Genomic DNA, 22511 nt, shown 5'->3' on the forward strand with positions numbered 1-22511 from the left:
CGAAGCTCTTGACATTGCATATTTTCTAGGGGAGTGATAGAATCTATGCTTGTTTGTGCTTGAAGAAAACACATACTAAACAACACACCTACCAAAAGTCGGAAACGACATCTCATCTTATTGTCCTTTGTTTTTTGCATTATTGGATAAAATTTATTTATCATATCTTAAAAGGCATAAAATTAGCGATAAACTTGCCTTAAAATCTATGAAGTATTGATGCAATGTAACGACTTTATGTAGAAATGAGAATGGTAAAATCATCACGAGTCTAAAGTAAGGGTGTAAGTCAAATTTGTGCTAAAATTTTATTGTCTTTGATTCGCACTTTGTGCGCAAAGCGTTACCCCATCGTTGGAATCGCACAAGGAGTGAGGAATACAGGCTAAAGGCTTATTTGGAGGTTTGTATGAGTGATTTAAGGTCTTTTTTGTCGCAGGGCAAGCACTGTCGCTATGGATTAATTTTGCCTTTATTGCTTATACTAGTAATCGAATCAAAAGCGCACTCAACAATACATTTTCATTACTCTACACCCAACCCCTCAAAAGAGAAATTAAATCTATCTAGTGAGACTGCACCCAATCCCTATCTGAAAGATTGGCAAGATATTGGAGAGTTTAGAAACTCTACTTATGATTATGCTCCCTATTCTGGCACTTCAAAGCTTGGCTATACGAATTATAGAGTCAAGATTCTAGCAAACAAGGTGCAGTCTTTGGAGCTAGATTTTTCTCTTGAAATCGCGTTTAATGGCGGGGCAAGGTTTCGGGGCTGGGGCAATCATATTAGTTGCTTTATCAATGGAGACATTGAAGAAATCAATCACACAATCCTTTTATACCCCCTCAATGCGCAAAAAGCAGAGATTCTATTCCTTGACTTTCCACAATGTCGTCTTATCGCCACGCGAGATTCTCAAAATCTCCACATAGAGCAAGACAAGCAAAGCAAGGCATTAAGTGCGTGCGCATTTTTGGAGCAAAAGTGTGAGTTTGACACCACAGAAATGAACTATATCGCACAGGATTATTACAAAATCAAGGCGGGGTTTGATTGTCAAAAGGCGGGGACGCTTACAGAAAAGGCGATTTGCGCAAATGCGGATTTAGCAAATGACGATAGAGCGATTAATGTGTTGTATCTTGGCGCAAGAGAAGCGACAAAAGAGTTTGCCTTAGATGAAGCGGATATGAGAAATTTGCCTATCAAACAGAATCTAAGTGAGCAAGAGAAGCAAAAGCTTGTGTCATTATTACAAGAAAAGCTTGAAATATACAGAGAGGCTTTGTATCGTGAGCTTTTGGACGAGCAAAGAGCATATCTAAAAAAGCGTGAATCCTGCAAGGGCGAGGTAGAATGTATCAGAGAAACACTAGACAATAGAGGGTCGGATTTAGCCTATCTGTCCCCCTATCTGTATATCGTAGAGAATAGATTGCTAAAAGAGCCATCTTTGCAGAGGTTTTTTGACATTGAGAAGTAAAGGGCTATCTCTTTGTCTTTTTTTCGCCTACTTCAATCTCTCCATTCATCAAAAGCGGCAGCAGAAAATCACGTAAGGAGGCTAGGTGGTGGTTTAGAATCTTATTTTCTCGCATTTTCATAAAAAGCGGGGTGGCTTTGTGCTGAAATGCTAAAAATACCTCTTCATTAAAGGGCAAAATAAGATTTTCAATCGCTCTTCCTGCGTGTAAAATATTTGTCCCTACTGCGTATTGGTGGATAGTAAATTGTATGTGCGCATCATTAAAAATACAAAATAATCCCGCTTGGTTTACCGCTCCTTGCTTATCTGTGATTTTACAAATCCCAGAGCAATACGCACCATTTATCCCATAAGCCACTCTCCCCACGCTCCCATCAAAGGATACGAGCAAATCGCCTTCACTACAAAAGGGCAATTTTGCATATTTGCTTGTATCAATATAGACGCTATTTCCCTCTATCATATCCCCCACACGATAAAACTTCACGCAATGCTTACTTTTAGGGGATTGTAAATATGCCTCCTTGCCAAATTCTTTCCCCCGCTCAAAATCAAGCCTTGAATAAAGGTTTAGCACTTCCCAATTTTTAGGGATTGCGCGTTTGAGCAAAGGGTGGTAGTGCATTTCTCCGCCGCTTGATTGATAGGGGCGATTGTGAGTATCTGGGAAATCAAAGCGGATAAAATACATCTCATAGAGGACGGAAAGCAAAGATTCTAATTCTTTATTGATACGCGTATTACACTCTATCAAATCATCTATCGTGCTTAAGATTCTGGCGATTTTCTCTTGGGTCTGCAAAGGCGGCAGTGGGATTTGGTATTGTTTAAGGATAGGAGTTGTTAGCTCTTTAAATTTTGTTCCAACTCCTAGTGCTATCAAATCTTTTGTTCTGTATTTTAAATAATAATATAAATACTCAAAATATAATTCTTTTTTATCAGGGATAATATTTTTAAAGCCTTGATTGGTGCAAAGTTCTACTTTTGATATGGAAACTAACCCTATTGGAGCACGACTCGTTAGGCAGATTGTATTAATTGGCAGTAGTGTTGTAGAGCAGCTTTCATATCCTTTTTGTGTGATTTTTTTTCGACTAGTATAAATATATTTGGTTTTTTGTTCGGATAAATCTTTGGGTGTTATCCATATGATATTGCCATTAAAATTATCGGATTCTAAAGTTGAGGGGGTTGAGCCATTTTTTATCTCTGCCACTTCGCCTAATTTCACCCATTGCCATTGCTTCATGCTTTGCCCTTGAAATGAAGTGTCGCGAAATTCTCTAGAATTGCTTTTTGCAAATGTTGTGATTGGCTAAAGAGTGATTCTAGATTCTCTTTAGTTTCATTTATGTAAGCTTCAAAGCTATTTATATCCATATCACTATATGCAATCTTAAAATCAAAATACTGCCCTGCGCTAAAAGAGTAGTTTTTCTTCTCTATGTCTTCAAAGCTTACTAAGATACTAAAATCTTCTTTTACTTCTTGCTTATTAAAGGTGCTGATGATTTGCTCTATTTCATCATCTCGTAAAAGTGTGCGTTCTTTGCCGCCGATTTTTGTCTTTTCTCCAAGGCTTGAAGCATCTATAAGCAGAGCTTTATCAGAGCTAGATTCTTTATCTATAAAAATCACTGATACATTTGTGCCAGTAGTCGCGAAAATATCTTTAGGCATAATGATACACCCGCGTAAAATTTTGCTCTCTACTAAAAACTTTCTAATACGCATCTCTATTTTAGTAGCGGTAATAAACCCTGTGGGAAGCACTATCGCAGCCTTACCTGTGGGGGAAAGGGAGTAGAGTAAATGCTGAAAAAAGCAGAGGTAAATATCCATTTTGTCTTTGTCTTTTTTGGGGATATTAGGCACGCCTGCAAAGAATCGCTGCTTTTGTGCTACTAGCTCATCTCTATACTCGCTAAAGTCTAGCTTGAAAGGGGGATTTGAGACAATAAAGTCAAATTTTTTATCTTTGTGTGCAGGGTGGGTTAAGGTATTGCCTTGGGTGATATTGTGGATAGAGTGATTAAGGTCATTAAGGATAAGGTTTAAGCGTAAAAGTTGGCTTGATTTTTGGCTAATGTCTTGGGCATAAATACTGCATTTATTTTGCCCGATAGTGTGGGCTAGGCTCATTAGCAATGTGCCACTACCCGCGCTTGGATCATAGCAAGTAACGCTTTTGTAGGGTTTATCTTGGGTTAAGATTCTCGCCATTATGCGCGCGATAGAATAAGGCGTGTAGTATTCGGCGTATTTGCCGCCATTATCTTTGTTGTAGTCTTTAATAAGGTATTCAAAAATCGGTGCGAAAAAGTCATAGCCTTGATTGAAAGATTGTGTAAAGTTAAAATCCGCAAGAGGCGAGATAATCGCTCTAGCGAAATTATCTCTTTTGCTTGGGTCGATGATATTGTGCATTATAGGCTCAAAGAGTGAGATTTTCGCTCCACCCTCAGTAAGGATAGAAAAAATATCGCGATTTTCTTCTCTATTTGCTATGCGCGTAAAGCAATCATCAAGTATTGTGGAAAATCCGCTTTGGTTTTGTTTGCTAAAAAGTGTAGGGAGTAAGTCTTCTTTACCAAAGCACACCACCGCGCCGATGTCTTCTAAGGCTTCTTGATACTCTTCATCGCCTAATTGCATTAATTTTTCATAAAAGCTTTGAGAATCTAATTCTTTAAAGGCTTTGTGGGATTGTTTAAAAGCATAGACAAAGCGGTCATTAAGGAATTTGTATAAGAATATTTGTGAGATGATTTTATACTCTCCTGAGTCATTGCCCATTCCATCATTGGCGCAGGTGGCTTTAAGCTTGTCAATAAGCTTTAGGATTTTATCTTGTAATGTAGCATTCACGCGCTATCTCCTTTGTATTGATTAAGGTATTCTTGAGTAATGAGTGCAAAAAGACTTTGGCTGGAATCTTTGCTATAAAGCTTAAAGAGTGCTTCTCTTTGAGATTTTGTGAGGCTTTTAGATTCTTTAATAAAATAAGATTCTTGCTCTAGGATATTTGTATTATTAGAGACAAAGTCATCGAGAGATTCTTTAATAGGCATTAGATACTTTCGTAAAGCTGTGTTTGTAAGCTGCTCTATATGCTCACTTTCGGCTTTTTCTAAAAGTCGCTTGTGCAGACGCATAAACTTAGAATCTCCGTTATATTCCGCACAAAGCCTATCATTAGCAGCATTTAAAGATTGGATTTGCTCTAAAAGCTTTGCGCTCTCTGTCTGCAAAGCTTTGATATGCTCTTGTGTGGGGGCGATGTCTTTTTTCTTTAAAAGTGCTTGAAGTTCCTCAAATAAAGTCGTGTATGCCTTGTCTTTTTTATCTTGGTTTTTACTAAATTCATTACCGATATGATTTATTTTTTCTATAAAGTCATTATCCACAAAGAGAAGCTCATTTTTGCTGCTTTGCTTAAAGATAAAAGCGAGATTTTCTAAGGCAGATTCTAAGGTGTGGGTAGGGATTTGCTCGGTGCTGATGAGCTCTTCATAGCGCAAAAGTGAAAGCCTCTCTTCAATGATTTGAAGTAAAGCTTTGAGGGTGGCAAAATCTAGTGAGTTTTTGAGATTATCTTGCTTGGAAAGCATAATGTAGTTATAGAGTTCTTTAGCGTTTATTAGAGCTTGTTGGAGGGATTTTAGCTCTTCTTTTTTGAGTTTGGAGATTTGCTTAGTGAAGATTTCTTTGTTGTCTTTGTCATAGCCAAAGAGCACTTCATTGATAGAATCTAGCTCTTGTTTGATTTCACTTGGGCTTTTAAAAAGAAGATTGTATTGCTCACTAAATTCGCCTAATTCTTGTTGTAGCTCATTCCAATAGGCTTTATTCGTATCTTCAAATGTCTTATCGATATTAGCAAAATCCACCACATAGCCATAATGAAAATTTTTATAGGGGCGATTGACACGCGTTAGGGTTTGTAAGAGATTGTGCGCTTTGATGTCGCGGTGGAGATAGAGTTTTTTAAGTCTTGGGGCATCAAACCCTGTAAGGAGCATATTATAGACAAAGAGTATGTCAATCTCGCCTCTTTTGAAAGATTCTCTGTGTTTGTCAGAATCTGGCTCATCGTGCAAAATCAGCGCGGTTTTGAGATTGTGCTCGTTTGAAGTTTCTAAAGAGCTTTGATAGAGGGCTTTAGCTTGTTTGGCACTTTGGCATACGACCATAGCACCGATACTTTCATCAAGGACTTTTCTACTTGTAGAGAAATCATTGACTATGTAGTCTAAAAGCGGGGCAATAAAGCTTTTGTGTGTGTAAATGTCGCTTGATTGAATCAAGCCTTTAGGAATCTCTAAGTTTTTAATGGCATTTGAGAGATTCTCTTTATAGCTGGTTTGAATATCTTCTTTAATCAGCCGCAGTGTGTAGCCATCTTTGATAGAAGCATTGTAATAATAGATATGGAAATACTCGCCAAAAATCTCCTTTGAGCTTACCTTATTTCCTGTGGCTAGTAGTGGAGTGCCTGTGAGGGAGAGGAAAAGTGCATTTTTATCGGCTGAAAAAAGATAGGCTAAAAATGAGCCTTTTTCATTGTAGCTTCTGTGTGCTTCATCAATGAAAAATACTCTTTGAATCGTTATATTATAGAGATTTGGCACACTCACAGCATCTTCGCTAAATTTTTGAATATTTACACAAATAATCTCATCTTTGCCTTCATTGTTGTGGATTGATGAAGAAGTAAGCTCATCTATAAAGTCTTGCTTGGAGGAAATTTCTTTGACATAAAGCTCTCGCTTTGTAAATTCGCTTTTTGCCTGTGCGCATAAATCAATCCTATCTGTAACAAAATAAAATCGTGTGATGATGTTTTTATGCTGATAGAAATTGCGTAAAAATCGCGTGAGATAGTAGCTTAGGGCAGTTTTTCCACTACCTTGTGTGTGCCAGATAATACCTCTCTTAAGCGGTAAAGATTGGGATTTGGTATCATCGCTTCTTTCCCATATGCTAAGCTTATCTTTGATAGCTTGCATAGCTAAAAACTGCGGATAGCGCAAAATATGCCTTTGTATGTCTTTATCACGGATAAAAGCAATCCCATAATAAAGTAAAAACAAGAGTCTTTTATGTGAAAAAAGTGAGACTAAAAGGCGATTGGTTGGGGTATTTAGCTCTGTATTGGTGTGAAACTCGCTTGATTGGGCGATAGCTTGAGCATTTGTGTCGCGCAAAATCTCATCTCTTATGCTAGAATCTAGCTCTTTTAAGTTAAAGAGCTGGTCTGTTTCTGCTCTTTCTTCTCTAAAGTGATTAATCTTTAGGCTATAGCTTGTCGAATAAAACGCCCCACTTAAAGGCATTAGCTCACTCTCATCATATTCGAGATTGTTAGAATATACAATAATTTGGGTGAGATTGAAATAGGGCTTAAAAGATTTGTTGTTAAAGCGGTCTTTGGCGCGCTCTATTTCGGCTTGGATACCTTGCTCGTTATTGGGCTTTTTTACTTCTATAAAAGCTAGGGGCAGACCATTGATAAATAAAGTAATATCAGGGCGAAAGCTCCCTTTAGAATCCCTACCATAAGGCAGCTCTGTAACCATTTCAAAGGTATTGTTACTAGGGTTTTGCCAATCAATGAGCTTAAGAGTATTTTGTGATTCTGTATTATGATTGCTCAAGCCTTTAGTGAGGGATTCATAAAAGGCTAAGCCTAAGTCATCATAGAAAAGTATGTTTTGGATAGAAGAAAGAATGCTGGGTAAATTGCTCTCTAAAAGTGTGGGATTGAGAGATTGTAGGGATTTAAAAAAGCTAGGAAGAAAGATATTGCTTGTTTTATCAAATTGAGATTGTGTATTGCCTTTCAGTGAGAGATAGCTAAACCCAAGACGCGCTAAGGTGAGCAGAGCAGGAATTTTTACGCGTGAGTTTTCATTAAAGCTTTCTACCCCCCCCCCCTTACTTATATGGCTTATGTGAGATTGTGTGTAATGTGGCAAAACTGACCCCTTGTGCTAAAAACATAATTATAATCCTTAAAACTTTAATCAAACTTGATTTTTAGAAACTTTTAGGGATTCTTAGTCGGTAGAATCCCATTCGAGATTTGCACTTTGCACATAGCCTATCACTTCCTTTTTGCTTTTGCCATCTTTAGCGTTTGTCATTTTGTCTCTGCTTCTGATTCTTGCGTTTGGTTTAAATGCCTTGTCAAAAACATCGCCGCATAGACTGCAAACATCACGATAAATGTCCCAATCAAAAGCGCGTAAGCATCTTGAAAAAGCATTAAGAATAAACTCACATATAAAAACACCATAATGCACCCGATGATATACGCAAACCTTTTCTCGCCCATAATGCTAAAGGTATAAAGTGAAATAGGTGCAATCACGCTTAGGCTTGAGAGAATATAGGCAAGGATAAATCCGAAATGTTCGCTAAAAGAAAGCAAGCTTAGGTAGAATACCACCAAACTAGCACCAATAAGCCCATATTGCAATAAAATCACGCTTTTGCCACTTGCGATTTCGCATAAAAATAATGCTAAAAATGTCAATGCGATAAACAAATAAGCATATTTCACCGCTCTATCAATCAGCCGATATTCAGTGATTCCTTGATAAAGCTCTATTTTAAGTGGTTTGATTTCATCTTGTTTATACTCTGTAAGAAGCGCAGAACTAAAGGAAAAGGAAAAGATAGGATTTTCATTGCCGCTTGTGTAAGTCGCCTTGAATCCATTAGAATCGATGCTATGGTGGTTTGGCAAAAGGGAGCTAAAAGAGGGATTCTCCCAAGGAGATTCAATCTCTAAGGTGTTTTTCTGTGCATCAAGGAATGCTTCAAAAGATGAATGCCCTCGTGCGGACAATACGCCACTAATTGTGATTTTAATAGATTCTGGAGTTTTGAGCCAAGATTCACTAATAGGAATGCGCTCTGGTTTGGCAAATCCCATTGCTATGGGCTTTTGATTGATTGTCAGTGTAGAAATTTCGCTTTTGCGCACTTTGGGGAGATTCAAGGTAACCTCGGTCATATCAAATTTGACAAAATCAGAATCTATCATTTTGCTTGCCTCATAAAGATTGAAGTCAAATTCCGCTTCAAAGGCAATCTCTGCATTATAAATCACCGCCTCATAGATACCCTTTTTTCTCTTTTGAGGTTTCAAAACGACTTTGGCATTGTAAGTCTCTGGCGTAATGTGTAGAAACTTTGTTTTGTCGTTATCGGAGTTGTAGGGAATGACAATCGCAGGGGTAACGAGGCTATTAGAATCCCCCCAATCTTTTCCAATTTCTTCCATAGCCTCTTTTGCATTGTATTGCCTATCGCGTGAAATGGAATCAAACATCATCAAAGGAATCAACAGCAAGAGGCTCAAAAGAAAGAGCAATAAAGTCTTTTTAGTATAGTTTGAAGTTTGGCTTTTGGGGAGATTTATCATTTTGTTTTCCTTGTGTCGTATCTCCAAATATTATAAGGAAAAACACATAAAAGTAAGCTAATCTAAACCCTTGACTTTGCCGCCTTAAAGCCAAAGGTTATTGGTGTGCATTCAATACTCCTTTTGTTTGGCACATTCAAGATTTTCATACATCTTGTGTTTTTCTTCTAAGATTTTTAAAATCTCTTTTGTTTTTGCCAAATCTTTTTTGACAAATTCTACTTGCTTTTTGATAATTTCTTTACGCTCTTTTAGGGTTTTGTCGCCCTGAAAATAGAGGTCAATATAATGCTTTATCGTCTTAATGTCCATTTTGGTTTCTCGTAAATACTCAATCCAACGCAACGCGTCAATATCATTTTGGCTAAAATACCGCACTTTATTCTTATCGGTTTCCAGATAGGGGAATAGCCCCTTTTTAATCCAAAAGCGAATCTTGGTTGAGGGGATTCCGGTTTTTCGCTCTACTTCTATAATTGTCCAAGCCATTATTTCTCCTTATATCAATAGCTTTTAATCCTAAATCAAAATAAAATTATATCGCATAGAAGCTAGTATCAGTCAAGGGCAAAAGGATATAGAGACTATGGATTTTATAGAATTTTTATCAAATCTTAGATAGGATTTTAGACTTTTAAATGTTTGAAACAAGGCAATTTCTCTTGCAAGAGATTATATTACATAAAGGAAAAAGGGTGGAAAAAGATAAACTCTCTAGTTTTAAAGCGGGGATTTGTGAAGAGCTAGACAAAAGAGTAGCAGATAAAATCTTAGAAATGTCCAACCTAGAACTGCTAAAAAAGCTTATCAACCATGCAGAATCCGAAGAAGAAGCCCTTGCTATCCTCGCACTTGGCACGACTTGGAAGCACACGGGATTCCACTTTGACAAACGACTAGAGAGACAAAGTAGCGAGATTTCCTATCTTGCACACAATGCCAACTTAAGCTTTTGTGCAAAAAGCGGGGGGGGGGGCAAAATGCCTCAAATGCCGAATCTAGCGTAGATTCACAATCGCTCAAGCATAAACTCATCATCGGGGATAATTATCCCGCACTTTTAAATCTCCTTATCTCTTATCAAAATCGCGTGAAAGTCATCTACATAGACCCGCCTTATGGGAAAGATGATATGGGTAACTTCGCCCAAACCAACTACGACAACGCTATAACCCGCGATAATCTCCTCTCTATGCTTTACCCTAGACTGCAGTTAGCGCGGGAGCTACTGCGGGAAGATGGCGTGATATTTTGTAGCATAGATGATAGGAATCAAGCCTATGTCAAATGCCTTTTTGATGAGGTTTTCGGCGAGGGGAATTTTGTAAGTTGTGTGCCTAGAATTATTAAAAAAGGTGGCAAAAGCACGACAACAATGCAAAAAAATCATGATTACATTCTTGTATATACAAAAAATAAGGGTTTAGTAGATAATTTTTCATTAGAAGATAGAGATGAAAGCACATTCACTTTAGAAGATGAATTTGTAGAAAAAAGAGGAAAATACAAATTAACACAAACGCTTGATTATAGTTCTCTGCAATACTCTAAAAATATGGATTATAAAATCGAAATTGATGGCAGAGTTTTTTATGCTGGTGGGAGTGAAAAGCAATATTTAGAGAGAATCAATGGAATACATAAAACGACAGATTGGGTGTGGAGGTGGTCAAAGGGAGCAGTAGAATGGGGCATAAAAAATGGATTTGTGGTTGTAAAGGGCGATAGAATCTATACAAAAACATATCTAAACTGCAAAAAGGCTAATGGTAAAAATGAAATAGAATATTTTGATAGCGGAAAACCTTTCACGACTTTATCTTTTTTGGAAAATGAAAATTCAAATGATAATGGAAAAAAGGATTTAGATTCTATTTTGGCAGTTGGCAATATCAATGCACCTTTTAAAAACCCAAAACCCATAAAATTACTAATGAATTTAATTAAAATGGTGAGTCAATCCAACCAAAGAGATATTTCGGGCTTAAAAAGCCCTCAATATGACAATGCGGAATCTCAAAACGACAAAGGGAGAAAGATTTTAGATGAGAAATCGGGGTTGTGTAGCCTTAAGCAAGGAAGTAGAATAGACGCATTCACTGACGAAGCGAAAGGCGAACTCCACGATTTATCGCTAAAAGATAAGCCCTTAGAAGAGGGGGATATTGTGCTAGACTTCTTTGCCGGCTCCGGCACCACCGCCCACGCAGTGCTTGAACTCAACCGCGAAGATGGCGGCAATCGCACTTTTATTTTAGTAACCAACAATGAAATAGCCGACCTTAACCCCAATGGAATCGCACACGATGTAACGACTAAGCGACTAAAGCGCATTATGAGCGGAGAATGCTATGATGGGGATAAAAACTTCAAATGGCTTGAGAAAAACGCGCCTTATGGCGGAATCTTAGAAGTGAGTGAGATAAAGGAAGTCAGCATATATGAGAGCGAAACGGGTAAAAATGCCTTTGAGGTTATTGATGAGAGACTTTATGGCTTAGAGCCTTTTGAAAATCTCAAAGATAAAATCGCGTGGGTGTGTGAAAACTTCTCCCACGCGACCAAGACTTTAAAAATGCAAAAAGATAACAAGGAAATGAACGAAGCAGAGTGGGAAGCATACCTCAAAGCCAAAAAAGCAGGAAATAGCAATGACACAAGCAGTGATTGATATACAAAGCGAGGCAGTAGAGGAGCTAGTAGAGGTTTTCAAAAGCAAACACACCACGACTTTCAAAGCCCCTACAGGCAGTGGCAAAACCTATATGATGGGCGACTTTATGCACAGAATCTTAAGCGAGGACAAAAACGCGGTGTTTGTCGTCTCTAGTCTCTCTAAAGGCAATCTAGCGGAGCAAAACTATCAAGGCTTTATGCGTTTTAAAGAGAGATTCCCTACACTCAAGCCCTACTTGATAGAATCTGATACCGACAAAAAGATAGAGGGCGCACTCTATATCCCCACAGACTACAATGTCTATGTGTTGCCTAGAGATTTGTATAAAGAAAAAAGTCGTCTTAAACAAGGCGCATTAATCGTATTTTTGCGCACACAACAAGGCTTTAAAGACAATGAAGAACTAAAGGCGCAAGGTTATAAGCAAAAGCGACTTTATCTCATCAAAGATGAATGCCATATCGCGACAAATAATCTTGATAGTTTGATAAAGCGCAATCCAAAGGGTGTGGGGTATTTTGAAAAAGTGCTCAATGTTAGTGCCACACCAAGCCTAGCCAAAAACCAATACCCCGATGTGCAAATCGGCGAAGATAGGGCGATAGAATCTCAACTCATTAAAGAGGTGGAATACAGAGATGAGAGAGAGGTGAGAGAAGAAAAGAGGCTTAGCGGTGCTTTAAGGCAGTTTGTGGAGCTAAAACAGAAGTATTTAGAGCTTATTGCGATAAATCCTTGCCTCATTATTCAAATCTCTAATAAAGACAAAGCAGAAAATGAGCTAAAAATCATCAAAAGTGTGCTAGGAAGCTTAGAGTTTTCGCACTTAAAGTATATGTATATCAGCGAAAAAGAAGTGCAATGTGATAGCAATGACGCGCTGAAGGCAAAAAAGCTACCGCCCAAAAAATGGCGCAACTATGCCAAAGAAAACTCTAGCAGTATCGATGTGATTATCTTCAAAATGGTTATTAGTGAGGGTTGGGACATACCTAGAGCGTGTATGCTTTATCAAATGCGTGATACCAAAAGCACACAACTTACCGAGCAGGTCATCGGGCGCATTCGGCGGAATCCTAGACTGCTAGATTTTGAAAGGTTGGACAAAGAAGCACAAGAACTTATTTTAAAGGCGTATGTATATGGAGTGAAGCCAGAGGAACAAAGTAGCATTGGCGTGAAGTTAAAGGGAGAAAATGCGGGGGGAATATACAAAAATGAGATACAAGAGGAGTTTAAAATCCACACAACAAGGCTAAGACATAGAGAGCAAAACCTCACATATAGCGCACAAAAGATAGAATCTGTGCTTCAAAATAGCAATGGCATAGGAGCGGAGGATATTTTCACACGCTATAAGAATCTAAATAGCAATAAAGAGTTAGAGAGCCTTTGTGCAGTATATTATCAAAGCGCAGAAGAAAGAGATGAGCAAATAGCGCGGTGGTTTGCATTAAGTGGAAATGCCGAATCTATCAAAAAGGCTTTAAGTACGGATATGTGTGATTATAAAAACAATATGATAATAGAACCGCCTAAAGAGATAGGGTGTGAAAGTGTGCTGCCGCTCCAAAGCACACTTAATAAAAGCGGATATAACAAGAAAATCAGTAAATGGATATGGGAAAGTGCAGAAAAGGAAGTATTTTACTTTGATAGCGAAGCAGAAAAAGAATGGATAGAGATTTTATTAAACTTAAGAGATGAGGACGCTCCAAATGGAGAAAGGCTCATCAAAAGAATACAAATCAATCAAGAAAAGGTTTATTTACTAGGCAAAAACTTCTTGTCTAAGTCTAACTTGAAGTTTGAATATTATTGTGAGGGCTATCACTTCTCTTATCCCGACTTTGTGCTAAAAGATTGGAAAGATAGAATCCATATCTTTGAGGTCAAAAGTATGCGTGGAGGAGAGGGGGCGAACTTTGACACAAAGCAATATGAAAAGAAGCTAGAATCCCTTAAAAAATGCTATGAGGCAGTCTCTAGCAAACTCCCTTATCACTTCTATATCCCTACACAAACACAAAGCGACTGGAATGTCTGGTATGCTTATGAGGGGAAAGAAGAAAGCATTGATAAAGAGAAAATAAAAGGAATTTTGGCAAAAGACTAGACACAATCCCTTTAGCGAAACTCTGTCGCTTTTTAAAATCCACTTTCTTAGCGCGGATTTATACTTTAGGCAGGATTGTTTGCAGGACAAGCCCTATTGCCCCACCCGTTTTGCTTGTTCGGGTGGGTAGCGGTCGCCCTGAATACTAATCTTATCAAGGATTTTATCAAGCTGTGCTAAATCATTTGTGCTTAAATGCACTTGCAATGCACCAAGATTTTCGCGCAAATGCTCTGTGTTTGTCGTGCCAAAAAGCGGGATAATATAAGGCTTTTTTGCCAAAAGATAAGCGAGTGCAATTTGTGCAGGAGTTACGTTTTTGTCTTTTGCATTTGGATTTTTGCCTTTGCCAAATTCGCTTAGTCGCTCGATGATGTGATAATTTGCCGCCATTGTGTCATCTTGGTATCGTGGAAAGGTCGCGCGATTATCATTTTTTGGGTCAAAACTGCTATTTTTCGTAAGCTTGCCACTTAAATATCCACGCGCCAAAGGTGAATATGCCACAAAGCCGATTCCTAACTTTTCAAGGGTAGGGAAGAGTTCAGATTCGACATTGCGCCACATCAAATGATATTCGCTCTGCACAGCGGTAAGCGGGCAGATTTTATGCGCTTTTTCTATCGTTTGTGCGCTCAGTTCGCATACACCCCACCTTGCAACTTTGCCTTCTTTTATTAGCTCTTTTATCGTCTGGGCAACTTCTTCTATCGGTGTTTTTGGGTCAAATCGGTGTTGATAAAAAAGTGGAATCTGCTCTAAGTTTAGTCGTTTTAGGCTTTGTTCGCACACTTCTTTGATACGTTTTGGCGAGCTGTCTAAAACATCAGCATTTGCCCCAAAACCAAATTTGGTTGTTACATAGACTTTGTTGAGATAGGGTTTTAGAATCTTGCCCGCTAAGATTTCATTGCTATTGGGTCCATAGACTTGCGCGGTGTCAAAAAGCGTGATTCCGCTATCAACACATTGTGCGACAATATTTGCCGCTTCTTTTTCGCCTAAAACTTTGCTGCGGTGATAGTTGAGTCCCATAAGCCCAAAGGCAAGGGCAGAGACTTCAAAAGCTCTATCGCCTTTGCCCAAAGTGCGTTTGGGCATTGACTTAGAATCGGGTTGAGATTCTAAAGCAAAAAGTGGCGAAGTACCTAAACTCAAACTTGCCCCTAGTATTGCCGAGACTTTTAAAAACTCTCGTCTATCTATTGTGTTGTTTTTCATTGTTTTATCCTTGTTGTTTTATGCAATGAAATTATAAAGTATGAGAGCTAGTCTCTGTCAAGTTTGATTAAACATTATAAAAGCAGGAAGTTCGTATAATTTGTAGAGTTTATTGATGCTATTTAAGGGTTAAACCAATGACAAAGCTACTTCAAAATCTAGGGGAATTTTATATATGTCAAGGGGCAAAAATTTTTAATCAAGATTGCACAGAGGGGTTAAAAGAATTAAAAGATAATTCAATTGATTTTATTGTAACAGACCCTCCATATTTTATAGACGGAATGGGGAATGAGTGGAATGATAATAATCTCAAAACCAAAGCCGCAAAAAGCGGTGTCATTGGTGGTTTGCCTGTGGGTATGAAGTTTGATAAATCGCAAGGAGAAAAATTGCAAAATTTTATGAACCCTTTGGCAAAAGAATTTTATAGAGTTTTAAGACCCGGTGGATTTTGTGTTGTGTTTTCGCAAGCTAGGCTTTATCATAGAATGGCAATGAGCTTAGATTTGGCAGAGTTTGAAATCCGAGATATGCTCGCTTGGAAATACGAAGGGCAAGCAAAGGCATTTTCGCAAACTCATTTTATTCGCAAAGACAAAACATTAAACGAAGAACAAAAAGAATCGTTAATTAAAGAGCTAGAGGGCTACAAAACACCACAGCTTAAACCACAGATTGAACCTATGGTTTTGGCGCAAAAACCAAAAGTAGGTACGTTTGTGCAAAATTGGCAACAATACAAATTAGGGCTTATCAATACCAATGAAAGTTTAGATGGTAGATTCCCGGGCAATGTTATGGAAGTCTCAAAACAAAGTAGAAAACAAGAAAGCGATGAGAAAATAGAACATTTGACACGTAAGCCTGTGTGTCTGATTTCTCATCTGATTAAACTTTTTACACGAGAGGGGCAAATTGTGCTTGACCCCTTTATGGGTAGTGGTTCGCATGCGATTGCTGCATTGCAAAATCATCGCAAGTTTATAGGCTATGAAATTGAGCAAAAATATTTTGAGATAGCGAAGCAACGAATTGAGAAAGAAATTTTGTAGGGCAGGATTCTCAAAATGAATCAAGAAGAAATTTTTAAAACTTTTGAGCTTATTGTTGAATATCATGAAAAATATCTTAAAGGATATGGAGTAAAGTCTATAAAACTAAAGGATTCAAAAGGGAATTACACAAAAGACGCTTTAGTGTTAGTTTATTTGGCTCAAAATTATCCAAACACAAGAGTTATTTCAAAAGCAGAGCTTACAGAATTTGTTCGACAATTTTATCCCAATGTGAGCGATGTGCAGCAAGCTAGACATCTAAGCAAACAAGGAGGATTTAATATTATTTCAGGCACTCGTGGCGATATTGGAGCTAAGATTCCGGCAGGGTTTTATCAATTGGTAGATTTAACAATACCTTATCCCTCTTTTAAACCCGATAGACGAAGTGGAATCGAATCTGCAAGTTTTGAAGAACTGAAAAAAGAATATGATTATAGATGTGCGACTTGTGGGAGCATAGAGGGGCAGCCTCACAATATACGCAAAAATGAAATTACACAATTACAAGAGGGACATATGAATCCTGCTTTGCCTTTAGAGATTGGTAACATTATCCCACAATGTCAGGTCTGCAATCGTCCCGATAGGGATAGGTGGATTTATGATAAAACAGGCAGGGTGATAGCGGTTGCAGATTCTGATGATGGCAAAAGGGTAGTTGAAAAATATCTCAAAAAAGTTTCACAATCAACCAAAGAGTATTTTTTCGAGTTTTTGAAAAAACTTTTAAGACAATAAGTCAATAAAAGCCTTTTAGCGGTCGTGCCTCCTATAAAATTCATAAATCTTTCAAATGGTGCTTACGAGACGAATCCTTATAACCCCACACTTTTTGCTGCATCGCTTCCGGGCGCATATCTTTCACCCACAATAACAAGCTTATTGAGTTGTGTATTTATCTCTTTAAGCTCTTCTTGGCTAAAGTGCAATAAACGCGCATTAAGATTCTCTTCTAAGCGGTGAATCTTGGTTGTTTCGGGGATTGGCACAACAAAACTTTTGTTTGAGAGTATCCACGCTAAAGCAACTTGCGCAACACTTGCGGGTTTGCCATTAATGCTCTTATTTTTTGCAACATCTTTAATAAAGTCTATGACTTTTTGATTTTCTTCTAGGGCTTCTTTGGTGTAGCGCGGCATAGACGCACGAAAGTCAAGGGTAGGGTGAAAGGTGGTATTTTTATCAAAACTTCCACCCAAAAACCCCCTATCAAGTGGGCTATATGCGATAATCGTAATGCCCAATTTTTCGCATGTGTCCATAATGCCATTATTTTCTAACTCACGAAAAGCCATAGAATATTGACTTTGCATTGCCACAGGTGCAAAGACTTTGTGCGCTTTTTGGATTGTCTTAACTCCTGCTTCGCCCAATGCCCACGCTTTAATCTTGCCTTCTTTGACAAGCATTTGCATCGTCTGGGCAACTTCTTCTATGGGTGTATCAATATCTACCCGATGTTGCGTATAGAGGTCGATACAATCTCTTTGCAATCGTCTTAAGCTGCCATCAACCGCACGAATAATAGATTTTCTGCTCGAATCAAGCTGTTGTTTGCCAAAAGGATAATAGAATCCAAACTTTGTATTGATGATGACTTTGTCTTTATAGGGTTTTAGTGCTTCGCCAAGCAATTCTTCGTTGGTGTGGGGTCCATAGACTTCGGCAGTATCAAAAAATGTATAGCCCAAATCCACCGCTTTTTGCAAGAGTTTTATCATCTCTTTTTTGTCTCTTGCGGGTCCATGATTTGCGCTCATTCCCATACAACCTAGCCCAATGCTCGAGACTTTTATCCCGCTTTTGCCAAGTGTGCGTGTAAGCGATTCTGTGGGTAAGGTTTTAGAATCTTGCATGATTTCTCCTTTGTTTTGGGTAATCGATTGTGCGTTTAGTGTGCCAATCCCGCTGCTAAAAAGTGCCAAAGCACCAATGAATTTGCTTGAATTTTGCAAAAATTCTCTACGCGTTTGGTTTGTCATTTTTTCTCCTTGAAATTAGTTTAAAGTCTAAGTTTTGTATGTTATTTTTTTGGCTTTCTTTTGCTTTTTTCTCTCCTCTACACCACAGAGTTTCATTTCTTTGCCTGTGGCAATCATCTCATCATAAATGCTAATTTTATGTTCAAGCTTTTCAATGCTTTGATGAATGTTTGTGAGCTGTTGTTTAAGAATCGCGGTTTGTTTGAGTAGCATTTCTTTGCGCTCATTTGCACTTTTCCTGCCTTGAGCAATCAGTTTCATATATTTTTTGGTATCTTTGAGGCTCATTCCTGTATCGCGCAAACAAGCAATCCACGCAATCAGCTCCACACCTCTTTTATCAAAATATTTCACCCCATTTTCATCTCTGTCAATAAAGGTTTCAAAAAGCCCGACTTTCGCCCAGAATCGCAAAGTATGTGGTGAGATTCCGGTTTGTTTTGAGACTTCTTTAATCGTCCAAGCCATTGTTCCTCCTTGTCAAATTTATATCAATCTACACTTCTAATCCTAAACTATCAAGCCATTTTTTAAGACTTGCTTTGCTCTCGCCAAAGTGCATTAGTCTGCCTTGTTTAAAAATCGCATTAGGAGCAGAGCGTTGCATATCTTTTGGTGCATTACCCAATTCACTCCCGCCACTTGTGCAAAATGGAATGATGATTTTGCCGCTAAAATCATGCGATTCTAAGAAAGTATTGATAATATGCGGCGCGGTGTACCACCATATTGGAAAACCCACAAAGATAATTTCACAATTGCCAATATCAACAGGATTTGCAATTTTTGGGCGCGAGGATTTATCGCGCATTTCTATGCTCGTGCGGCTTTGTTCGTTTGTCCAATCCAAATCGGCTTTGCTGTATGGCTCTTGTGGCACAATCTCATAGATTTGAGATTCTGTAATCTCTGCAATCTTTTGCGCAACTTCTTTGGTGATACCACTTGCGCTAAAAAACGCGACTAAAGCTTTCATTCTCTCTCCTTTTAGCTTAACTTAGCGGCGCAATCGCATCAATCGCACTTAACGCATTAAGGCTTCTTGGGTAGCCAATATATGGCACAAGCGCGGTAACCACAGCGATAAGTTTTGCTCTATCATTGCCAATTCTAATATTCCCCGCGACATGGGCTTTGACTTGAGAATCTGCCCCACCCATTGAGAGGATATACACAAAAGTTAAGAGTTCGCGGAATTGCAGCTCTAAACCTGTGCGCGTGTAATAATCACCAAAGCAATTTGCTGATAAGAATCTGCGGATATGCTGATAGTCTTTGGGTGTGTTTGCATTGCCTTTGTCAATCGCTTCGCCAAAAAGCTCTCTTTGGGTCTCTAAGCCTTTTTCTTGGCGGTTTTCTCGCGTGGTGGTGCTTTGGGCTTCTAGGGGCAAGGTGATGTGATGTGCTTTAAAAATCTCATTGGTTGCGGTGATAAAGTCAATGCTCTTGCCCATTCCGACATAAGGTGTCGCTTGGTAGAGTATCTCTTTAATCGCTATGGGCGAAACACCATTTTTAAGCGCGGCATTTAGAATCGTCTTGTATTCACTTAAAGCAGGGATTGCCACGAGTGAAGCAAGGATTATCAGTAGTCGTTCTTGTAGTTCTAGCTTAGAATCTGCTATGACTTCATCAAAGGTGAAATTGACATAATTACTAAAAAACTCGGGGTCGGTTTTTGCCAAATCGCTTTGAGCGGGCGAAACACCAAAAAGGGTTTCAAAGTTTTGTTTTGCGTTTTCTGTGAGGTTCATTGTGTCTCCTTGTGTGAGTTTGGGGGTGTGGTTTGATTCTATTGCGCTTTGGGTATGAGAATCTTTGCATGCACTAAGCGAGATTCCAAGCCCGCCTAAGCCAACTAAGCCCCCAATTTTTACCGAAGTTTTTAAAAACTCGCGGCGGGTTTTAGAATCTAGACTTTGCGATTCTGTTTTCATTATTTCTCCTTTTGGTTTAGAATCTTAGGCTTTGCCTTAGAATAATAAATCCATCGTCATACAAATCGCATGACTCCTTGCATAGAAGTAAAAATGAAATTATAAAATATGAGAGTTAGTATCAGTCAAGAGACTTGAATTGATAAAAATAAAAATTATGATTTTCTAATTGCCTCTTCTACTTTTGCTTTAGCCTTTTCTAGCAATATCTTTGCTTCTGTTCGTAGAGCAAAGCTTTGAATGATTTTAGATTCTATGGTTTGTTGAATCTGTTTATTAAGGATTGGGATAAGCACATTTTTAATCTCATCAAGCTTCCAATGTGCAATAATCGAACCTCCACTATCCCGCTCTGCTTGAAGCTTGGTTGTAAGGGAGTTGAGAATTAAAGTTAAATATTGCGACAAAATAAGGTTTTTGTCTTTTATCTGCAAATGCAAAATCGCCCCGCTTGTGATACATTCTAAATCTTTTTCTAAACAATAAGCAAGCCCTATACTCCCATCTTTGCTTAATAAAATCATATCTTTTTTCGGATATAAGTTTTTTAATTCTTCTTCATTAAAATCTGCCGAATCTAAATAGATTTCACTTTGATTGATTCCAAAATGGCTAAGATTACTCACACGAATAAAAGGGATTCCGCTTTCTCTGTATGCTTCACTACCGGGTTCTATGGATTTTTTGATTTCTACCAAATCTCCCAATCTTGCATAGTGTTTAGATTTTATCAAATATTCATTTTGTTCATATTTGGTTTGATAATATTCAGAATCTAATCTACTAGTTTTTAGGAAAGATTCTTTTAAAGTTTTAATCGTGTAATTTATGGGTTGGGTGTTGGCATTGAAATGCTTTTGTGCGATTTCATTTGCGCTTTGAGATTCTGTATTACAAAATACGAGTTCTTCATATAACATCCATTCGCCCAAACGATATTCTCGTTTTGATTCTCTAAGTTTGGCTTTGATTTGCGGGTAGTAGATTCTAAAGATTTCACTTATAAGGACATATTGCCCCCCCCCCCTATTTTAATAGCTTCCTCTACTTTTACTTTGGCAACTTGTAGAAGATTTTTTGCCTCTTTGCGTAATGCGAAGCTTTTTTGAATATGAGCGGCGATTTTTTCTTGTATATTTCTATCTACCAAAGGCACATATAAATTTCTAATTGTTGGTAAATCTGTATTTTGCCTAACGCTTGCTTGTGCAATATGCCTATACAAATACCATTCTTTAGCAATATGTTGGATATACGCAGCCACAAAGTAAGGATTAAATTCTTGTGTGTTTTTAAGCCTTATTCTAATAGTAAAGGAAGCAAAAATGCAGTTTTCTTGCTCTTTTGAGACAACCCCTACATCACCAACCGTCCCCATTTGTGAGATGATAATATCATTTTCTTTGGTAAAAAATTTAGAATCCAAATCATCGGTATTTGTGATTCTATCAAGCTTATTTTCATCAATTTGCAAATTCTTAAGATTTAAGCCTTTAATATAAGGCACTCCCTCGCCATTTTCGCTATATGGGCTTGTAGGCACAGAGCCATAGTTGATTAAAGAGCAGATTTCATCTAGGGTTTTAAAGCCTTTAGCCTTAATTAGATTCTCCATTATATCGTATTTACTTTGGTAATATTCGCTATCCAGCCTACCAGTTTTGAGGAAAGATTCTTTGAGTGTAGCAATGGTGTAGTTTATATTGTTGCCCTGAGATTCTAAAATGCTTTGCATTGGATTAGCCGGATTAAGTCCCAATTCGGTATAGAGTAAATCCTCTGCTTCTTTGTATAATGTCTTGCTTTGCTCTAAAAGCATATAAGCTTGTTTCATTGTAGAATCCATATCTTTATTTAATTCAAAGAGGATTTTTGGTAGTGGCATTTCGTTAAAAACAAATTCATAGAATCTAGGGTGTTCAGTTCCGTATTGACTATGACTTAGGATTATTTGCACATAACTACTTAAAGCAAAAATCATTAGCGTATTTGAGGATAAAAGATTCGTCTTAGGACGATAAACTAAATATTCTGTGGAAACCAATTGCCTGTATTGCTTTTCTTGAACAACTGCCATTTCTTGTAAATACGAACGAAGTCTTGAAATAATAAAATCATTGTGTATAACTTCCTTTTTATTACTACCTAAATCACATTCTATTAATTCTGTATCGTGTAGAAAATTTCCTAATGAGTGGGTTAAATCATAGATAAGTGCGGGTTTATCTATTGATGAAATAGTGGAGCTAATTAAATCAAAATACTCATTTACCTTATCTTCTGAATTAATAGCCCGAAGTGCATTTTCTCTTGCATTACTATTAAACTCTGAGCCTAAAATGAGATGTTGTGATACTTTACTAAAAGACTGCACACTCACTTCCAAATGCGGGAATTTATCTTGCAAGGTTTGGTTTGGATTCATTAATAGCACTCCTAATATTTAATAAAATTTTAAGCAAAAATATGCGGAATCTTTGCTATGATTACATTTCTTTCTAGGTGGCACTTGCCACCATTTCTAATTTATATTTATCTTCATCACTTTCCTTTATAAACTAAGCTAAAATTTAAGATTCTGCATATATAATGC

Annotated in this window: 18 protein-coding genes; 6 read left to right on the top strand and 12 right to left on the bottom strand. The window is 37.9% G+C overall.

The genetic code is table 11. The features are described 5' to 3' along the window. Positions 1–409 precede the first annotated feature (409 nt). The gene (locus LS68_RS05335; RefSeq protein ID WP_034370486.1) at positions 410–1486 is read left to right on the top strand and encodes a hypothetical protein; all 1077 of its coding nucleotides are present in this window, start codon (positions 410–412) and stop codon (positions 1484–1486) included. 4 nt (positions 1487–1490) lie between these two features. Here the strand turns inward: LS68_RS05335 and LS68_RS05340 are convergent, their stop codons facing one another. The 5 genes from LS68_RS05340 to LS68_RS05360 all read right to left on the bottom strand — a co-directional run bounded on the left by LS68_RS05340 (position 1491) and on the right by LS68_RS05360 (position 9413). Further along, entirely contained in the window at positions 1491–2741 is a 1251-nt protein-coding gene (locus tag LS68_RS05340; protein WP_052100238.1) for a restriction endonuclease subunit S, read from the bottom strand. Next, positions 2738–4360, bottom strand: a complete 1623-nt coding sequence (locus LS68_RS05345) for a class I SAM-dependent DNA methyltransferase (RefSeq protein WP_034370487.1) — start codon at positions 4358–4360, stop codon at positions 2738–2740. The genes LS68_RS05340 and LS68_RS05345 overlap by 4 nt, the downstream gene beginning before the upstream one ends. Continuing rightward, on the bottom strand, positions 4357–7470 hold the full coding sequence (locus tag LS68_RS05350; RefSeq protein ID WP_052100239.1) for a type I restriction endonuclease: 3114 nt from the start codon (positions 7468–7470) through the stop codon (positions 4357–4359). Before LS68_RS05350 ends, LS68_RS05345 begins: the two co-directional genes overlap by 4 nt. A gap of 164 nt (positions 7471–7634) precedes the next feature. Next, complete coding sequence (creD, locus tag LS68_RS05355; RefSeq protein ID WP_034370490.1) at positions 7635–8924, bottom strand: cell envelope integrity protein CreD; 1290 nt, start codon at positions 8922–8924, stop codon at positions 7635–7637. A 111-nt stretch (positions 8925–9035) separates the two neighbouring features. Then, positions 9036–9413 (bottom strand): MerR family transcriptional regulator, encoded by a 378-nt coding sequence (locus LS68_RS05360; RefSeq protein WP_052100241.1) that lies wholly within the window; start codon positions 9411–9413, stop codon positions 9036–9038. Between the two features lie 206 nt (positions 9414–9619). Here LS68_RS05360 and LS68_RS05365 point away from each other — a divergent pair, with 206 nt between their 5' ends. The 3 genes from LS68_RS05365 to LS68_RS05375 are packed head-to-tail and all read left to right on the top strand — an operon-like array spanning position 9620 to position 13717. Further along, positions 9620–9931: a hypothetical protein gene (locus tag LS68_RS05365; protein ID WP_138091178.1), complete on the top strand. Its 312-nt coding sequence runs from the start codon at positions 9620–9622 to the stop codon at positions 9929–9931. Next, positions 9877–11595 (top strand): site-specific DNA-methyltransferase, encoded by a 1719-nt coding sequence (locus LS68_RS05370; RefSeq protein ID WP_138091180.1) that lies wholly within the window; start codon positions 9877–9879, stop codon positions 11593–11595. Before LS68_RS05365 ends, LS68_RS05370 begins: the two co-directional genes overlap by 55 nt. Next, positions 11576–13717: a DEAD/DEAH box helicase family protein gene (locus LS68_RS05375; RefSeq protein WP_034369978.1), complete on the top strand. Its 2142-nt coding sequence runs from the start codon at positions 11576–11578 to the stop codon at positions 13715–13717. The genes LS68_RS05370 and LS68_RS05375 overlap by 20 nt, the downstream gene beginning before the upstream one ends. A gap of 93 nt (positions 13718–13810) precedes the next feature. On the opposite strand, the gene LS68_RS05380 is transcribed toward LS68_RS05375, so the two are convergent. Beyond that, complete coding sequence (locus LS68_RS05380) at positions 13811–14938, bottom strand: aldo/keto reductase (RefSeq protein WP_138091182.1); 1128 nt, start codon at positions 14936–14938, stop codon at positions 13811–13813. A 137-nt stretch (positions 14939–15075) separates the two neighbouring features. Here LS68_RS05380 and LS68_RS05385 point away from each other — a divergent pair, with 137 nt between their 5' ends. Both LS68_RS05385 and LS68_RS05390 read left to right on the top strand, forming a co-directional pair. Beyond that, complete coding sequence (locus tag LS68_RS05385; RefSeq protein WP_052100150.1) at positions 15076–15993, top strand: site-specific DNA-methyltransferase; 918 nt, start codon at positions 15076–15078, stop codon at positions 15991–15993. A 15-nt stretch (positions 15994–16008) separates the two neighbouring features. Further along, on the top strand, positions 16009–16737 hold the full coding sequence (locus LS68_RS05390) for a hypothetical protein (protein WP_034369623.1): 729 nt from the start codon (positions 16009–16011) through the stop codon (positions 16735–16737). A 77-nt stretch (positions 16738–16814) separates the two neighbouring features. On the opposite strand, the gene LS68_RS05395 is transcribed toward LS68_RS05390, so the two are convergent. The 6 genes from LS68_RS05395 to LS68_RS05420 form a co-directional block, all read right to left on the bottom strand. After that, positions 16815–17981: an aldo/keto reductase gene (locus tag LS68_RS05395; RefSeq protein ID WP_081950877.1), complete on the bottom strand. Its 1167-nt coding sequence runs from the start codon at positions 17979–17981 to the stop codon at positions 16815–16817. A 27-nt stretch (positions 17982–18008) separates the two neighbouring features. Next, a complete protein-coding gene (locus tag LS68_RS05400; protein WP_052100152.1) occupies positions 18009–18449 on the bottom strand; it encodes a MerR family transcriptional regulator in 441 nt (146 codons plus the stop codon). Positions 18450–18477: 28 nt separating this feature from the next. Beyond that, positions 18478–18957, bottom strand: coding sequence for a flavodoxin (locus LS68_RS05405; RefSeq protein WP_034369625.1), 480 nt, complete (start codon positions 18955–18957; stop codon positions 18478–18480). A gap of 16 nt (positions 18958–18973) precedes the next feature. Continuing rightward, on the bottom strand, positions 18974–19735 hold the full coding sequence (locus LS68_RS05410; RefSeq protein ID WP_034369626.1) for a carboxymuconolactone decarboxylase family protein: 762 nt from the start codon (positions 19733–19735) through the stop codon (positions 18974–18976). 338 nt (positions 19736–20073) lie between these two features. Then, positions 20074–20850, bottom strand: a complete 777-nt coding sequence (locus tag LS68_RS05415) for a restriction endonuclease subunit S (protein ID WP_138091184.1) — start codon at positions 20848–20850, stop codon at positions 20074–20076. A 68-nt stretch (positions 20851–20918) separates the two neighbouring features. Next, entirely contained in the window at positions 20919–22343 is a 1425-nt protein-coding gene (locus tag LS68_RS05420) for a restriction endonuclease subunit S (RefSeq protein ID WP_138091186.1), read from the bottom strand. Between the last annotated feature and the right edge of the window lie 168 nt (positions 22344–22511).

It is taken from the genome of Helicobacter sp. MIT 05-5293 (assembly GCF_000765665.2).
In the GTDB taxonomy this organism is placed as follows: Bacteria; Campylobacterota; Campylobacteria; order Campylobacterales; family Helicobacteraceae; genus Helicobacter_C.

Bases quoted from the DNA above. Each gene is read 5' to 3' on its own strand.
- LS68_RS05405 (WP_034369625.1), bottom strand. From the start codon at position 18,957: ATGAAAGCTTTAGTCGCGTTTTTTAGCGCAAGTGGTATCACCAAAGAA.
- LS68_RS05410 (WP_034369626.1), bottom strand. From the start codon at position 19,735: ATGAACCTCACAGAAAACGCAAAACAAAACTTTGAAACCCTTTTTGGT.
- LS68_RS05420 (WP_138091186.1), bottom strand. From the start codon at position 22,343: ATGAATCCAAACCAAACCTTGCAAGATAAATTCCCGCATTTGGAAGTG.
- LS68_RS05375 (WP_034369978.1), top strand. From the start codon at position 11,576: ATGACACAAGCAGTGATTGATATACAAAGCGAGGCAGTAGAGGAGCTA.
- LS68_RS05385 (WP_052100150.1), top strand. From the start codon at position 15,076: ATGACAAAGCTACTTCAAAATCTAGGGGAATTTTATATATGTCAAGGG.
- LS68_RS05380 (WP_138091182.1), bottom strand. From the start codon at position 14,938: ATGAAAAACAACACAATAGATAGACGAGAGTTTTTAAAAGTCTCGGCA.
- LS68_RS05340 (WP_052100238.1), bottom strand. From the start codon at position 2,741: ATGAAGCAATGGCAATGGGTGAAATTAGGCGAAGTGGCAGAGATAAAA.
- LS68_RS05390 (WP_034369623.1), top strand. From the start codon at position 16,009: ATGAATCAAGAAGAAATTTTTAAAACTTTTGAGCTTATTGTTGAATAT.
- LS68_RS05400 (WP_052100152.1), bottom strand. From the start codon at position 18,449: ATGGCTTGGACGATTAAAGAAGTCTCAAAACAAACCGGAATCTCACCA.
- LS68_RS05360 (WP_052100241.1), bottom strand. From the start codon at position 9,413: ATGGCTTGGACAATTATAGAAGTAGAGCGAAAAACCGGAATCCCCTCA.
- LS68_RS05335 (WP_034370486.1), top strand. From the start codon at position 410: ATGAGTGATTTAAGGTCTTTTTTGTCGCAGGGCAAGCACTGTCGCTAT.
- creD (WP_034370490.1), bottom strand. From the start codon at position 8,924: ATGATAAATCTCCCCAAAAGCCAAACTTCAAACTATACTAAAAAGACT.
- LS68_RS05395 (WP_081950877.1), bottom strand. From the start codon at position 17,981: ATGACAAACCAAACGCGTAGAGAATTTTTGCAAAATTCAAGCAAATTC.